Here is a 13,600-nt window from a genome sequence, read left to right on the forward strand (position 1 = left end):
GTCCAAGCGGTCGGGGCGTACCCCCCGCGCCGGGCGCTTCCGCCGCCCGGAGCAGCGCAGCCGCGTCGGCGGGCCGGTCAGCTCGCTGCGGCGGTGGCCGCCACCAACCGGCGGGTGAGCCACAGCGGCGAGGTGATCGCGTTGCCCATCACCACGGCGTGGGCCCCCGCCGCGAAGGCCCGGCGGATCTGCTCCGCGTTCCGGTACCGGCCCTCGGCGATCACCGGCACCGGGACCGTGGCGGAGAGCCGGTCGACCAGGGCCAGGTCCGGCCCGTCGGAGCACGGACTGGCCGAGGTGTAGCCGGCGAGCGTGGTGGCGACCGCGTCCGCGCCGGCCTCGACGGCGGCGACGCCCTCGGCCACGGTGGCGACGTCGGCGAGGACCAGGGCCGCCGTCCGGTCGCGGAGCGCGCGGACCGTGTCGGCGAAGCTCCGATCGTCCGGCCGGGGCCGGTGGGTGGCGTCCACCGCCACGATCTCGGCCCCGGCCAGGGCCACCTCGACCGCGTGCGCCGCCGTCGGGGTGATGAAGACGTCGGCGCTGCCGTGCTTGTAGAGCCCGATCACCGGCACCTCGACGGCGGCGCGGATCGCCCGGATGTCGGCCGGTCCGTTGGCGCGGACCGCCACCGCCCCGCCGCGCACCACCGCGGCGGCCACCCGGGCCTGGACGTACGGGTCCCGCATCGGGTCGTCCGGGTCGTCGGGCAGCGGCTGGCAGGAGACCACCAACCCGCCGGCCAGCTCGTCGAGCACACTCACCGCTGACCTGCCCTTCCTGGTGCCGCGCGGCCGTCCGTTGCCGTCACGGCTGTCCGGCCACTCGCCAGCCGGGCGGCCCCGACCGCGACCGCCAGCTCGCCGAGCGCGGCCGGCCGCAGGGGCACCTCGGCCCAGGCCGGCGGCAGGTCCGCGGCAAAGGCGCTGAGCGCGGCGGGCAGCAGGGCGCCGGCCGCGCCACCGGCCAGCAGTACCGCCGCCGGGTCCAGCAGGGCTGCCAGGCCGGCGAGGGTGCGGCCGAGCACGGCGCCCGCCCGCTCGACCACCAGGCTGGCCACCGGGTCGCCCGCCGCCGCGCGCTCGGCCACCGCCCGCCCGCTGACCCGTACGCCGGTCTCGGCGGTGTAGGCCGCGGCCAGGCCGCTGCCGGACGCGATTCCCTCCAGGTGCCCGTACCGGCCGCAGCCGCAGCGCAGCCGCTCGGCGCCCGGTGCCGGGAGGTGGGCCACCTCGCCGGCGGCGCCCCGGGCGCCGGTCTCGATCCGGCCGTCCCGCACGAGCGCTGCGCCCAGGCCGGTGCCGACCGCGACGAGCAGCAGGTGACCGCTGCCCCGACCGGCACCGACCCAGCACTCGCCGAGCGCGGCCGCGTTCACGTCGTTGGTGACCCGGACCGGTCGTCCGAGCCGGTCGGCCAGCGCGTCGGCGACCGCCGTGCCGGACCAACCCGGCAGGCTGTCGGTCGCGTACCGGATGACGCCGGTCGCCGGGTCGACCGTGCCCGCCGCGCCGACCCCGACCGGTCCGGCCCCGGCCGCCGGGAGCAGGTCCGCGGCGAGCCGCGCGGCGGTGTCCAGCACCGCCGCCGGCCCGGATCGGGCGGGGGTGGGCGCCCGACGGCGGTCGAGCACCTCGCCGCCCGGGCCGACCAGCGCGGCGAGCGTCTTGGTGCCGCCGATGTCGAGCCCGACCAGGGGAGTGGCTCCGGTCATCCCTTGAGGCCGGTGTGCGCCAGGCCCTCGACGAACTGCTTCTGGGCGATGACGAAGACGATCAGCACCGGCAGCGCGGTCATCGACGCCGCGGCGAGCTGGACGTTCCACATCGGCCCGCCGTAGGCGTCGACGAACTGGGTGAGCGCCTGGGGCAGGGTGAACTTCTCCGGTGAGGAGAGGAACACGATCGGCTCCAGATAGAGGTTCCAGCTGTGCAGGAAGGTGAAGATGGCGACCGCGCCCAGGGCGGGTCGGGACAGCGGCAGGGCGATCTTCCAGAAGGTGGCGAACCGGCCGAGACCGTCGACGCGGGCCGCCTCCTCCAACTCCCCGGGGAGGCTGATGAAGAACTGTCGCATGATGAACGTCGCCAGCACGCTCGGGGCGCCGAGGATCGGCACCAGGATCAGCGGCCAGTGGGTGTCGACCAGGTTGAGCTTGAAGAACATCTGGAACAGCGGCACGATCGTCACCTCGCTCGGGATGAGCAGGCCGGCGAGGACGACCAGGAACAGCACGTTCTGGCCGCGGAACCGGATCCGGGCGAAGGCGTAGCCGGAGAGCGCGGACACCGCCAGCGTGCCGACGGTGACCACCAGCGCGATGTAGAGGCTGTTCAGGTACTGCCGGCCGAACGGTTGCAGCTCGAACACCCGCTGGTACGCGTCGAACCGTGGGCTCACCGGAAGGAGTTGCGGGGGGAAGGCGAAGATGTCCGCCACCGGCTTGAGCGACGAGGTGACCATCCACCAGGTCGGGAAGACGAACGGGATCGCCAGCACCAGCAGCACCCCGTAGAGCACCAGCTTGGTCCGGGGCGACAGGTCACGATTCATGGAAGACCCATCTCTTGCGCATCTGCCACTGCAGCACGGTGAGCGCGAGCACGATGCCGAAGAGCACGATCGACAGGGTCGCGCCGTAGCCGAAGTGATGGAACTGGAAGGCCTGCTGGTAGAGGTAGTAGACGAGCACCGTGGTGGAGGTGCCCGGGCCGCCCTGGGTGAGCACCGCGATCTGCGCGAAGACCTGCAGCGAGCCGACCACGGTGATGATCGAGGTGAGCAGGATCGTCGGGCTGATCAACGGCACCGTGATCCGCCAGAACTGGCGCATCCGGCTCGCGCCGTCCACCTCGGCGGCCTCGTACAGCTCCGCCGGGACGCCCTGCAGGGCGGCCAGGAACAGCACCATGTTCAGACCGACGTTCTTGAACACCTGCACGACGATCACCGAGAGCATGGCGCTGCCCTCGCCGCGCAGCCAGTTCGGGCCGTCCACGCCGACGGTGTCGAGCAGCCCGTTGACGCCGCCGTTGTCCTGCAGCAGGAACCCCCACACGATGGTCCAGGCCACCAGGGAGACGACCACGGGGGAGAAGAACAGGGTGCGGAAGACGATGGTGCCGCGCAGCTTCTGGTTGAGCAGTACGGCGAGCAGCAGCGCCAAGCCGAGGTTGAGCACCACCAGGCCCACGGAGAAGAGCCCGGTGGCTCGTAGCACCGGACCGAGGTTGGGATCGTCGGCGAGGGCGGCGTAGTTGTCGGCGCCCACGAAGTCGAACGTGCCGGCGAGCACGTTCCACTCGTGCAGGCTGTACCAGACAACCAGCAGCAGCGGCAGGATCACGAAGACCACGCTGCCGAGCAGTTGCGGTGCGATGAAGAGGTAGCCGGTGAGCTGGTCGCGGCGGCGGCTGGTCCAGTAGGGCCGTCGCCCGTCGCCCAGGGTGGGCGGGGCCTCGACCCCGCCCACCCTGGTGTCCGTCTGGGACATGATGCGACTGCCCTACTTCGCCAGCAGCGGCTGGATCTTGGCGCAGACGCCGTCCAGGACGGCCTTCACATCCGCGTCCGGCTTCCACAGCGGGTCGAGGCTGGCGCGCACCTGCTGGCTCAGCTCGGCCTGCCCGGCGTGGCTCGGCTTCACCACGCCGCTGGTGATGCCGTCGACGACCACCTTCTGCAGCTGCTCGGGCTTGAGCTTCGGGTTCGTCTTGCCCAGGGTCTCCGCGGTCAGCTGGGACTGCCGCGGCGGCGGGAAGAACTGGGCGAGCTTCGCCGAGTTGGTGGGGTTGGTGAGGAAGGCGAGGAAGTCGGCCGCCGCGTCCGCGTGCGGGCTCTTCTTCAGCACGCCGATGCCGGCCTGGCCGACCACCGCGTAGGGGCCCTTCGGCCCGGCCGGCAGCGGGACCAGGTCCCAGGCGAAGCCGTCATCCTTCAGCAGCGAGGCGCGGGAGATCTGGGTGATGGTCATGGCCGCGTCACCGGCGAAGAAGTCCGCGGTGGTGCCCGGCCCGGGAAGCGCCTTGTCGGTGAAGATCGCCTTGTGCAGGGTGGTCATCGCCTCGACCATCTCCGGGGCGGCGAAGCCGCAGGACCTGCCGTCCTCGCTCCACGCCTGCGCGCCCCAGCCGGTCCAGAAGGTGGAGAGGTTGTCCCAGCCCTTGTAGTCGAAGTCCCGGATCACCAGGCCCGCCTTGCCGGTCGCGCGCTGCGTGCCGCCGGCTGCGGCAAGCGCGGCGTCCCAGGTCCACTGCCCCGCGGCGATCAGCTCCGCGGGCGTCTTCTGCCCGGCCTTCTTGAGCAGGTCGGTGTTGACGAAGACGCCGAACGGTGAGGTGGAGAACGGGTACGCGTAGAGCTTGCCGCCGTCCTGCCAGAGTTTCAGCGTGGCGGGGGAGAGGTCCTCGTACTGGTAACCCTCGGCCTTCTTGAGCGTGTCGTCGAGCGGGAGCAGCGCGCCGGAGCTCACGAAGTCGGGGGCCGAGTTCTCGAACACCCAGGCCAGGTCGGGGGCGTTACCGCCGGCGATCTGAGTGGTCAGCGTCGTGGTGTAGTTCTCGAAGGGCAGCGGGTCGAACTTGATGGCGGTGACGTCCGGGTGGTTCTTGCGGTACTCGTCGGCGATCTCGTTGAGCAGCTTGAGGTGCGCCTCGTTGGCCGACCACACCGTCATCCGGAGGCTGGCCGGGCCGTCGTCGCCGGCCTGGTCACCACCACCACAGGCGGACAGCGCAAGGACACCGGCCAGCGCCGCGGCGGTGAGCCGCAGGCTCTTTCCTGGTTTCACAATCATCTCCTCACCGGGGGTTCAGTAGCCCGCGATCGCCGGCCAGCGCAGCTCCACGCCGGCCGACGAGATGCGGTCCTGGAAGTCGGCCAGCAGGCGGGGGGTGCTGCGGACCGCGCGCGGGGACTCGCCTCGCGCCAGACAGAAGTCGGCGAGCAGCCCGGCGACCTCGCCGACGTTCCACTCGACGGGGTGCAGCCGGTAGCTGCCGTTGGTGATGTGCGTGGTGCCGATGTTCTTGCCGGCGGGCAGCAGGTTCTCCACCCGCTGCGGGATCAGCGCGCCGAGCGGGATCTCGAACGGGCAGGAGCCGACGTCGATGTAGTTGTCGCCGCCGGTGGACGGGTGCAGGTCGATGCGGTACATCCCGACCCCGACCGCGTCCGGATAGTGCACGGCGCCGTGCTCGCCGCGTACGTCCAGGGATAGGTCCTGCTCCGCCACCGTGTACTCGGCGCGGATCCGGCGTGCTTCCCGGATGTACGGCGCCTGGGCCAGACCGTCCCGGCTGCCGGTGACGTCGCCGCGCAACCGCAGCCCCGGGAACCCGGTGCCGCCGTCCGGGCGGGGCGCCTCGGTCTGCAGCCAGTAGAGGACCGAGTAGGAGAGTTCGCGCGCCTTGGCCAGGTGCCAGGACGCGTTCGGCACGTCGATGACCGGGCCCTCGAAGTAGTCGATCATCGGCCAGTTGACCAGGGTGATGTCGCTGCCGTACGCCCCGGCGGTGAAGTTGCGCCGGGCGGCGATCCGGCGGAACGTCCACAGGTTGCCGTCTCCGGGGCTGAGCCGCTGGTCGGCGTTGACGGTCAGCGGGTCGTCGTCGGGGTTGGGGGTGAAGCTGCGTTCGACGATCTCCAGGGTGCGCGGGTGCGGGGAGCGCCAGGAGAGCAGGCGGTCGCCCCAGAAGTCCGGCTTGTAGTCGCGCCAGAAGTCGTAGCCGGCCGGGCGTTCGATGGTGTGGTCGCCGTCGACGTGGTCGATGGCGAAGCAGACCGAAACCGCCTGCATGTTCATCGGCTGCGCCTCGGCCGGCGCGCTCGGTTCGCCGGTCTGGGCCTGCGACTCGAACCCGGTGACGTACTCGGTGCCGGAGAGCGGCAGCAGGTCGCCGGCCTCGGTGGCGTCCAGCACGTAGGGCGCGGTGAGGTCGATCCGCTCGTCCCGGTCGCGGTGCGCCACGGTGACCCCGACGACCCGGTCCCCGTCGGTCGCCACCGCGACCGGCCGGTACGGCTGCAGCACGGTGAGCAGGCCGGATCCGCGGTACGGCGCGAGCATGCCCTCGAGGACGGCGACCGCGACCCGGGGCTCGTGGCAGAGCCGGCTGACCCAGCCGGCGCCGGGGTTGAGGTCGGTCCAGGCGCGGGACCGCTCGGTGAGCGGGTAGTGCCGTCGGTAGTAGTCCCGGATCCCGTTGCGCAGGGCCCGGTAGCTCGCGGTGGCACCGAACTGCTCGATCCAGGAGTGCTCGTCCGGTGGGACGGCCTGGCTGGTGAGCTGCCCGCCGAGCCAGTCGAACTCCTCGGTCAGGATGACGGACCGGCCGGCGCGGGCGGCGGCGAGAGCCGCCGCGACGCCGCCCAGCCCGCCACCGATGACGAGGACGTCCGCACGCATCTGTACCACTTGCTTCCTTCCAGTTGCGCGATCGCCGCTCAGCGGCGGCCGACCGCCGGTCCGGGGGCGCCGAGGGTGTCCCCCTCGACGAGTTCACAGGGCAGCAGTCGCTGTTGGAGTCCACTGGCGCTGCCGTCGATGACGTTGGCCAGCACCTCGACCGCCTGCCGGCCCATCTCCTCGCGCGGAATCCGGAATCCGGTGAAGGCCAGGTCCGTCGGGACGGGGACGGTCGGGTCGCCAAGGGTCAGCAGTGACAGGTCGCCGGGCACGGTCAACCCGCGTCGCCGGGCGGCCCGCTCCAGCGCGACCGCGGTGGCGAAGTCCTCGGCGAAGGCGACGGTGCTCTCCTCGACGAGCAGGTCGTCGAGGACCGCGTCGGCGTCCTCGGCGGTGGCCGGCCGGTGGCGGGCGCTCTCCGCGGCGGTCGCCGCCGCGACGTATCCGCGGTGCCGGTCCTGCGACGACTCGGCGGTGGTGCCCATGCTCAGGTAGGTCAGCCGGCGGTGGCCGCGGGCGAGGGCCAGCTCGACCAGCCGGCCGACGGCGCTGCCGTAGTCGGCTCCGACGTACGGCACCGGACCCCCGGCGTCGTCGCGCCGGCCGACCGCCACGTAGGGGTAGCCGTCGCGGTTGAGCCGGTGCAGCTCCGCGCCGTCGATCTCCCGGCCGAGCAGGATGCACCCGTCGGCCAGGCGCAGCCGGTTGTCCTGGTGGAAGATCCTCCGTCGGCCGTCGACCACCGGCGCGCTGGTGAAGAGCAGCAGGTCGCAGCCGGCCCGCTCGGCGTACTCCTCGATGCCGAGCAGGAACGGGTGGAAGAAGTCCCGGCTGCCGCTGGGAAAGGCAGGCTCGTAGGTGAAGACGCCGATGATGCGGTTGAAGCGCGCGGCGAGGCGGCGGGCGACCGGGTCGGCGGCGTAGCCCGTCTCGGCGATCGCCCGCAACACGCGGTCCCGGGTCTCCGGGGCGATGCGCACCTCGGCGTCGGCCCGGTTGTTGAGCACCAGCGATACGGTCGCCTGGCTGACACCGGCCAACCGAGCGATATCACGCTGAGTGACTCGTCGGGGAGTAGCGGTCACGGGGGATCCTTCCGGCGGCGCTAATACGCATTAGCGTCGGTGTAGGGAGGAGCTTGGCCGCCGGTCCCGGCCTGTGTCAAGAGGGTGAACTGAGATTTCGCCGAGATGAACACCCGGGAGTAATGCGTATTAGCCGAAGCGCCGACCGTTCGGCGTTTCGTCGGCGCCATGATCCCGGGTGCTCTTGACAGCCGCCCCCGTCGGCGAGCAACATTCGAGGAACACCGTTGCTAATACGTATTATCACGCCGGACCGGAAACCGATAGCCGGGCGCTCACCGCTGCCCTCATCACCGAATGTCACCGTCGCGGTGCCCGGCGGCCACCCGAACGAGCCCGGAACGTCCACTGTCGCCGGCCGGACCCGAGCCGCACGGACCGGCCGGCGCGAGCAACACCCGGCCGTTCGCCCCGGCCGGGACCCGTCCCGAGAACAGGAAGACGTATGACGAGAAAACCTGTCTCACCGCCCCGCCGCATCGGCGCGGCGGTCGGCGCCGGTCTGCTGGTCGCCGCCGTGGCCGGCACGCCCGCCACCGCGGACCAGGCCGAGATCGACTTCCCCCGGTTCAGCTACGTGGGCACCGCGTTCGACAAGGCCGCCCTCGCCTACAACCCGACCAACGAGTTCATCTTCCCGAGCGTCATCCGGGCCGCGGACTACTTCCCCGACCCGCTCGGCACCTACTACCTGTACTACGCCCCCCACGAGCGGCCCGGCGGAATCTCCCTGGCCTACGCCGACTCGATCGACGGCCCGTGGACCGAGTACACGGCCAACCCGTTGGTCAGCAACACCTGGCTGCCGCACTACTCGACGGTCAGCCACGTCTCCTCGCCGCACGCGGTCTGGGTCGAGGGCGAGGGCAAGCTCTTCCTCTACTTCCACGGCGAGAACTCGATCACCCGCTACGCCACCTCCGCGGACGGCATCCACTTCGACTACGGCGGCACCGCGGTGAGCCGGGACGCCACCACCGGCGGGGAGACCTCCTACGCCCGGGTCTTCGAGCAGTCGGTGCCGCGGCTGGGCAGCCGGTACCTGATGGTCTTCATGGACAACCCGACGGCGGCGCTGCCCGGGCCGACCGGTCCGGTGTCCCGGCGGATCCGCTGGGCGGTGTCCCCGGACGCACGGACCTGGACGATCCAGCCGGAGCCGCTGATCACCCCGCAGGGCAGCGAGGGCCCGAACGCGTCGGGCCCGTTCTTCCTGCGCTGGCAGGACCGCAACCTGGTGATCTTCCATGCCGCCGACGGCAACATGCACGCCGTGGACGTCGGGGAGAACTTCGACCAGGAGATCCATCTCGGCGTCGTGCACGACTCGATGGACGTCGCCCCGGACCTGGGCAGGTCGGCCGCGCCGACGTTCTACTTCGACGGCCGCACCGCGCACATGTACTACGAAGCCGGCGGCCGGCTCACCGCGACGATCGGGCACGCGGTGGCCGCCCTGCCCGAGCCGCTGCCGACCCGGCAGCTGGACTGCGCGGTGGACCGGCCGGTCCTGTGGCCGCCGAACCACGAACTCGTCGACGTCACGGTGACCGCTGACCTCCCGGACGGGGTGCTCGGGCCGCGCGCGTTCGCCCTGACCGGGGTCACCGGCGGCGACGCCGCCGACGTCCAGGGCTTCACCCTCGGCACCGCCGACCTCGGCGGTCAGCTTCGCGCCGAACGGTCCGGCGGCGGGGACCGGGTCTACACCTTGACCTATGCCGGGCACGACGAGATCGGCCGTCCGGTCGGCTGCACGGTGACCGTCACCGTGCCGCACGACCAGGGCAACGGCTGATCGACCGGCCCGCGGCACCCCGGTGTCGCCTGGCCTGCCGCGGTCCCGAGCACCCCGACCGGCGTGCTCGGGACCGCGGCCTGCCGGAACCCGGGGCCCTGAGCCAACCCGTTCGGCTTATTCGGTTGCCGAGCCGGAAGGCCGGCTGGTCGACTGGGTGGGTCACCGCGAACCGACCGGAGAGGTAACAGAGATGCGCGCTGCGTTCATGTCCAACCAACTGGGAATGCTCATCTACCCGAAGGACATGACGCTTCGTGAAAACCTTGAATGTCGGGATCCTCGCGCATGTTGACGCCGGCAAGACCAGCCTGACCGAGCGCCTGCTGCACGACGTCGGCGTCATCGACGAGATCGGCAGTGTGGACGACGGCACCACCCGGACCGACTCCCTGGCGCTGGAGCGGCAGCGCGGCATCACCATCCGCTCCGCCGTCGCCTCGTTCGTCGTCGACGGGGTGACGGTCAACCTCATCGACACCCCGGGCCACCCGGACTTCATCGCCGAGGTGGAACGCGTCCTCGACCTGCTCGACGGCGTCGTGCTCGTGGTGTCCGCCATCGAGGGTGTGCAGGCGCAGACCCGGGTGCTGATGCGTACGCTGCGTCGCCTGCGGCTACCGACCCTGATCTTCATCAACAAGATCGACCGTGCCGGCGCGGACCCGGATCGGGTGCTGCGTGACATCGCAGAGCGACTGATTTCATCGGTGGTGGCGATCGGTGCCGTCGCCACGGCCGGCACCGGCGACGCCCGCTTCGTCCCCCACGCCGACGGCGACCCGGCCTTCACCCGAGAGCTACGCGACCTGCTCACCGCCTGCGACGACCGGCTGCTGGCCGAGTACGTCGAGCACGAAGGGCGACTGACCGGCCAGCGGTTGCGCGGCGCGCTCGCCGCGCAGAGCCGACAGGCGGTGGTGCACCCGGTGTTCGCCGGCTCCGCGATCACCGGCGCGGGCGTGGCGTCGCTGATCGGCGGACTGACCGAGCTGCTGCCCGCGGCCGAACCGGACGCGGAGAGCCCGACGTCCGGCGTGGTCTTCAAGGTGGAGCGGAGCCCGTCCGGCGAGAAGATCGCCTACGTCCGGCTCTTCGCCGGGACGGTCCGGATCCGGGACCGACTGCCCGTCGCAGCGGGACGGATCGCCACGGTGACCGGGATCGAGGTCTTCGACCGCGGGTCGACCGTACGCGCCGACGCGGTGAACGCCGGCCGGATCGCGCTGCTGCACGGTCTCGGGGATGTCCGGATCGGTGACCCGGTCGGGCTGGCGCGCACCGGCGTGAGCGTCCGGCACTTCGCCCTGCCCAGCCTGGAGACCGTGGTGGTGCCGGCGCGCGGCGCCAACCAGATGGCCCTGTACGCCGCGCTCAGCGAGCTCGCCGAGCAGGATCCACTGATCAACGTGCGGCGCGACGCGGTGCGGCGGGAGATCACCGTCTCGCTCTACGGGGAGGTCCAGAAGGAGGTGCTCCAGGCGACGCTCGCCGACGAGTACGGCCTGGCGGTCGACTTCCGGGAGACGACGACCGTGTTCGCCGAACGGCCGGTCGGCACCGGCGGCGCGGTCGAGCTGATCGGGGTGGCGCCCAACCCGTTCCTGGCCACCGTGGGGCTGCGCGTGGCGCCGGGAGAGACCGGCAGCGGGGTCCAGTTCCGGCTCGGCGTCGAGCGTGGCTCCATGCCGCCGGCGTTCTTCACGGCCGTCGAGGAGACCGTGCGCGAGACCCTGGGTCAGGGTCTGTACGGCTGGCAGGTCCTCGACTGCGTCGTCACGATGACCCACGCCGGCTACTGGGCCCGGCAGAGCCACTCCCACGGCACCTTCGACAAGAGCATGTCCAGCACCGCCGGGGACTTCCGCAACCTCACCCCACTGGTGCTGATCGCGGCGCTCAGGTGCGCCGGCACCCGGGTGCATGAGCCGGTGCACAGGTTCCGGCTGGAGGCGCCGGCCGACGTGCTCAGCGTCCTGCTGCCGACGTTGGCCCGGCTGGACGCCGAGCCGCACACCACCACCGCGCAGGGGCAGGCGTACGTCGTCGAGGGGTTGATCCCGGCGCGGCGGGTGCGTGCCGTGGAGCGCCGGCTGCCGACGCTGACCCACGGTGAGGGGATCTTCGAGTCGGCCTTCGACCACCACCGTCCGGTGCGCGGCGAGCCGCCCGTCCGGGCGCGGTGGGACCAGAACCCGACCGACCGCAAGGAGTACCTGCTGGCCGTCAACCGCCGGGTGCCGCGCCGCATCGCGGATACCGGTGGCAGGGACACGTGACCGCCCGTTGCGCCCGGCAATACCTGCCAGTACTATGCATCATAGTTCTAGGGGTGGAAGTGGGGTGAGGTCTCGTGAAGGTCGCCAAGGACCTGGTCGCCGCCTCGGCGACACCGATGGTGCTCGGCATCCTGGCCGAGGACGAGAGCTACGGCTACGCCATCCTCAGGCGGATCAACGAGCTGTCCGGGGGCGAGCTGGACTGGACCGAGGGCCTGCTCTACCCGTTGCTGCATCGGCTCGAGCGCCTCGGTCACGTGGAGTCGAGCTGGCAGTCGGTCACCGGTGAGCGAAAGCGCAAGTACTACCGCATCACCGACAAGGGTCTGGCTGAGCTGGCCGAGCAGCGCCGGCAGTGGGACACCGTCGTGGACGCGCTCAAGGAGATCTGGCAGGACCGTGTGCCGCTGACGGTGAACCCGCTGGAGGGCCTCGCATGAGGAACCACGACGGGCAAGAGGAGTTGGAAGCGCAGTTCCAGCAGTGGCGCCAGTACGTGCTCCGCCGCAGGGAACTGCAACCGTCGGACGCCGACGAGCTCGAAGACCACCTCCGCGGCTCCGTTGACGAGCTCGTCGCGGCAGGCCTGAGCCCGGACGAGGCGTTCCTGGTCGCGGTCAAACGGATGGGCAGCCTCGACGAACTCTCCCGCGAGTTCGCCCGGGAGCATTCGGAACGGCTGTGGAAGCAGCTGGTGCTGACCGGCGACGCCGGCGGTCAGGTAGCCGGCACGCGCTCCCGTCGGGACCTGTGGGCCATGCTCATCTGCGCGGCCGGCGCGGTGCTGTCCGTCAAGGTGCCAGCACTGTTCGGGCTGAGCTTCGACGACGACGGCTCGTTCTACGCCCGGAACTTCACTTTGTTCGCGTTGCCCTGGCTGGCGGCGTTCCTGGCCTGGCGCCGCGAAGCCCGGCGGCCAGTGATCGCGATCCTGGTGGGGCTGTTCGCTCTCGGCGCCGTCGCCGCCAACGCCTACCCCCTGGCGGACAGCTCGCAGTCCGTGGTCGTCACCAGCATCCACCTTCCCATCGCCCTGTGGCTCGTGGTCGGCCTGGCCTACGTCGCCGACGACTGGCGATCCTCCCGTCGACGCATGGACTTCATCCGCTTCACCGGGGAATGGTTCATCTACCTGGTGCTCATGGCCCTCGGTGGCGGCGTGCTCTCCGCCTTCCTGTTCAACACCTTCCAAGCCATCGGGATCGTCCCGGAGCAGTTCATCTCGCAGTGGCTCCTGCCCTGCGGCGCCGCGGCCGCGGTCGTCGTGGCCGGTTGGCTCGTCGAGGCCAAGCAGAGTGTCGTCGAGAACATCGCGCCGGTCCTCACCCGGCTGTTCACCCCGCTCTTCACGGCCGCCCTCCTGGCCTTCCTCGGCGCCGTCGTCTGGACCAGCCACGGCATCGACGTCGAGCGCGAAGCGCTGATCCTGTTCGACCTTCTGCTGGTCGTGGTGCTGGGGCTGCTGCTCTACTCGCTCTCGGCCCGCGATCCGCTGGCCCCACCCCGCCCGTTCGACAAACTCCAACTCGCGCTCGTGGTCAGCGCGTTGGCCATCGACGTGCTGGTGCTGCTGGAGATCACCGGGCGCATCACCGACGAATACGGCAGCACACCCAACAGGGCGGCCGCCCTCGGCGAGAACGTCATCCTGCTGGTCAACCTCGCGTGGTCGGCATGGCTCCTGCTGACCTTCATCCGTCGGCGCACGCCGTTCGCGGCGCTCGAACGTTGGCAGACCGGCTACCTGCCGGTGTACGCCGCGTGGGCCTGGATCGTGGTCCTCGTCTTTCCGCCGCTGTTCAGCTACGTCTAGGCCCGGTCTGACGCCGCGCCCTGGTGACCATCGTCCACTCTCCACCGCCATCCTGAAACGCTGGCGGACACCGTGCCGGCCGGCCCCGACCGGGGCGCCGGAGCGGCCGGCGCGACCTTATGCTGCGGCAGTGCAGGCGCAGGCTCCCATCATCGGTCCCGCCCGGGCGGCGCTGTTCGGGCTTGTGCTCGCTGCCCTGACACTCACCGCCTGCGGACC

Annotated in this window: 11 protein-coding genes; 4 read left to right on the forward strand and 7 right to left on the reverse strand. The window is 71.3% G+C overall.

Features of this window, described 5'->3' with window-relative positions:
• Positions 1 to 77: 77 nt before the first annotated feature.
• The 7 genes from ACIBBA_RS25015 to ACIBBA_RS25045 are packed head-to-tail and all read right to left on the reverse strand — an operon-like array spanning position 78 to position 7,491.
• Entirely contained in the window at positions 78 to 764 is a 687-nt protein-coding gene (locus ACIBBA_RS25015; protein WP_396700382.1) for an N-acetylmannosamine-6-phosphate 2-epimerase, read from the reverse strand.
• Positions 761 to 1,714, reverse strand: a complete 954-nt coding sequence (locus ACIBBA_RS25020; RefSeq protein ID WP_396700383.1) for an ROK family protein — start codon at positions 1,712 to 1,714, stop codon at positions 761 to 763. The genes ACIBBA_RS25015 and ACIBBA_RS25020 overlap by 4 nt, the downstream gene beginning before the upstream one ends.
• The gene (locus ACIBBA_RS25025; RefSeq protein ID WP_396700384.1) at positions 1,711 to 2,553 is read right to left on the reverse strand and encodes a carbohydrate ABC transporter permease; all 843 of its coding nucleotides are present in this window, start codon (positions 2,551 to 2,553) and stop codon (positions 1,711 to 1,713) included. The genes ACIBBA_RS25020 and ACIBBA_RS25025 overlap by 4 nt, the downstream gene beginning before the upstream one ends.
• Entirely contained in the window at positions 2,543 to 3,493 is a 951-nt protein-coding gene (locus ACIBBA_RS25030) for a carbohydrate ABC transporter permease (RefSeq protein ID WP_396700385.1), read from the reverse strand. The genes ACIBBA_RS25025 and ACIBBA_RS25030 overlap by 11 nt, the downstream gene beginning before the upstream one ends.
• 12 nt (positions 3,494 to 3,505) lie before the next feature.
• On the reverse strand, positions 3,506 to 4,789 hold the full coding sequence (locus ACIBBA_RS25035) for an ABC transporter substrate-binding protein (RefSeq protein WP_396700386.1): 1,284 nt from the start codon (positions 4,787 to 4,789) through the stop codon (positions 3,506 to 3,508).
• 21 nt (positions 4,790 to 4,810) lie between these two features.
• Entirely contained in the window at positions 4,811 to 6,406 is a 1,596-nt protein-coding gene (locus ACIBBA_RS25040) for an FAD-dependent oxidoreductase (RefSeq protein WP_396700387.1), read from the reverse strand.
• Between the two features lie 38 nt (positions 6,407 to 6,444).
• Positions 6,445 to 7,491 carry a LacI family DNA-binding transcriptional regulator gene (locus tag ACIBBA_RS25045; RefSeq protein ID WP_396700388.1) on the reverse strand — a complete coding sequence of 349 codons (1,047 nt, stop codon included), beginning with the start codon at positions 7,489 to 7,491 and terminating at the stop codon, positions 6,445 to 6,447.
• Between the two features lie 445 nt (positions 7,492 to 7,936).
• Between ACIBBA_RS25045 and ACIBBA_RS25050 the strand changes: the two genes are divergently transcribed.
• The 4 genes from ACIBBA_RS25050 (at position 7,937) to ACIBBA_RS25065 (ending at position 13,381) form a co-directional block, all read left to right on the forward strand.
• Entirely contained in the window at positions 7,937 to 9,289 is a 1,353-nt protein-coding gene (locus ACIBBA_RS25050; RefSeq protein WP_396700389.1) for a hypothetical protein, read from the forward strand.
• Positions 9,290 to 9,546: 257 nt separating this feature from the next.
• Positions 9,547 to 11,568 carry a GTP-binding protein gene (locus ACIBBA_RS25055; protein WP_396700390.1) on the forward strand — a complete coding sequence of 674 codons (2,022 nt, stop codon included), beginning with the start codon at positions 9,547 to 9,549 and terminating at the stop codon, positions 11,566 to 11,568.
• A 74-nt stretch (positions 11,569 to 11,642) separates the two neighbouring features.
• Entirely contained in the window at positions 11,643 to 12,008 is a 366-nt protein-coding gene (locus ACIBBA_RS25060) for a PadR family transcriptional regulator (protein WP_350873700.1), read from the forward strand.
• A complete protein-coding gene (locus tag ACIBBA_RS25065) occupies positions 12,005 to 13,381 on the forward strand; it encodes a permease prefix domain 1-containing protein (RefSeq protein ID WP_396700391.1) in 1,377 nt (458 codons plus the stop codon). The genes ACIBBA_RS25060 and ACIBBA_RS25065 overlap by 4 nt, the downstream gene beginning before the upstream one ends.
• Positions 13,382 to 13,600 lie beyond the last annotated feature (219 nt).

The sequence above is a fragment of the Micromonospora sp. NPDC051006 genome (assembly GCF_044456245.1).
Classification (GTDB): domain Bacteria; phylum Actinomycetota; class Actinomycetes; order Mycobacteriales; family Micromonosporaceae; genus Micromonospora.

Coding starts and splice junctions, on each gene's coding strand:
- ACIBBA_RS25020 (WP_396700383.1), bottom strand. CDS start 1,714: ATGACCGGAGCCACTCCCCTGGTCGGGCTCGACATCGGCGGCACCAAG.
- ACIBBA_RS25025 (WP_396700384.1), bottom strand. CDS start 2,553: ATGAATCGTGACCTGTCGCCCCGGACCAAGCTGGTGCTCTACGGGGTG.
- ACIBBA_RS25030 (WP_396700385.1), bottom strand. CDS start 3,493: ATGTCCCAGACGGACACCAGGGTGGGCGGGGTCGAGGCCCCGCCCACC.
- ACIBBA_RS25040 (WP_396700387.1), bottom strand. CDS start 6,406: ATGCGTGCGGACGTCCTCGTCATCGGTGGCGGGCTGGGCGGCGTCGCG.
- ACIBBA_RS25050 (WP_396700389.1), top strand. CDS start 7,937: ATGACGAGAAAACCTGTCTCACCGCCCCGCCGCATCGGCGCGGCGGTC.
- ACIBBA_RS25065 (WP_396700391.1), top strand. CDS start 12,005: ATGAGGAACCACGACGGGCAAGAGGAGTTGGAAGCGCAGTTCCAGCAG.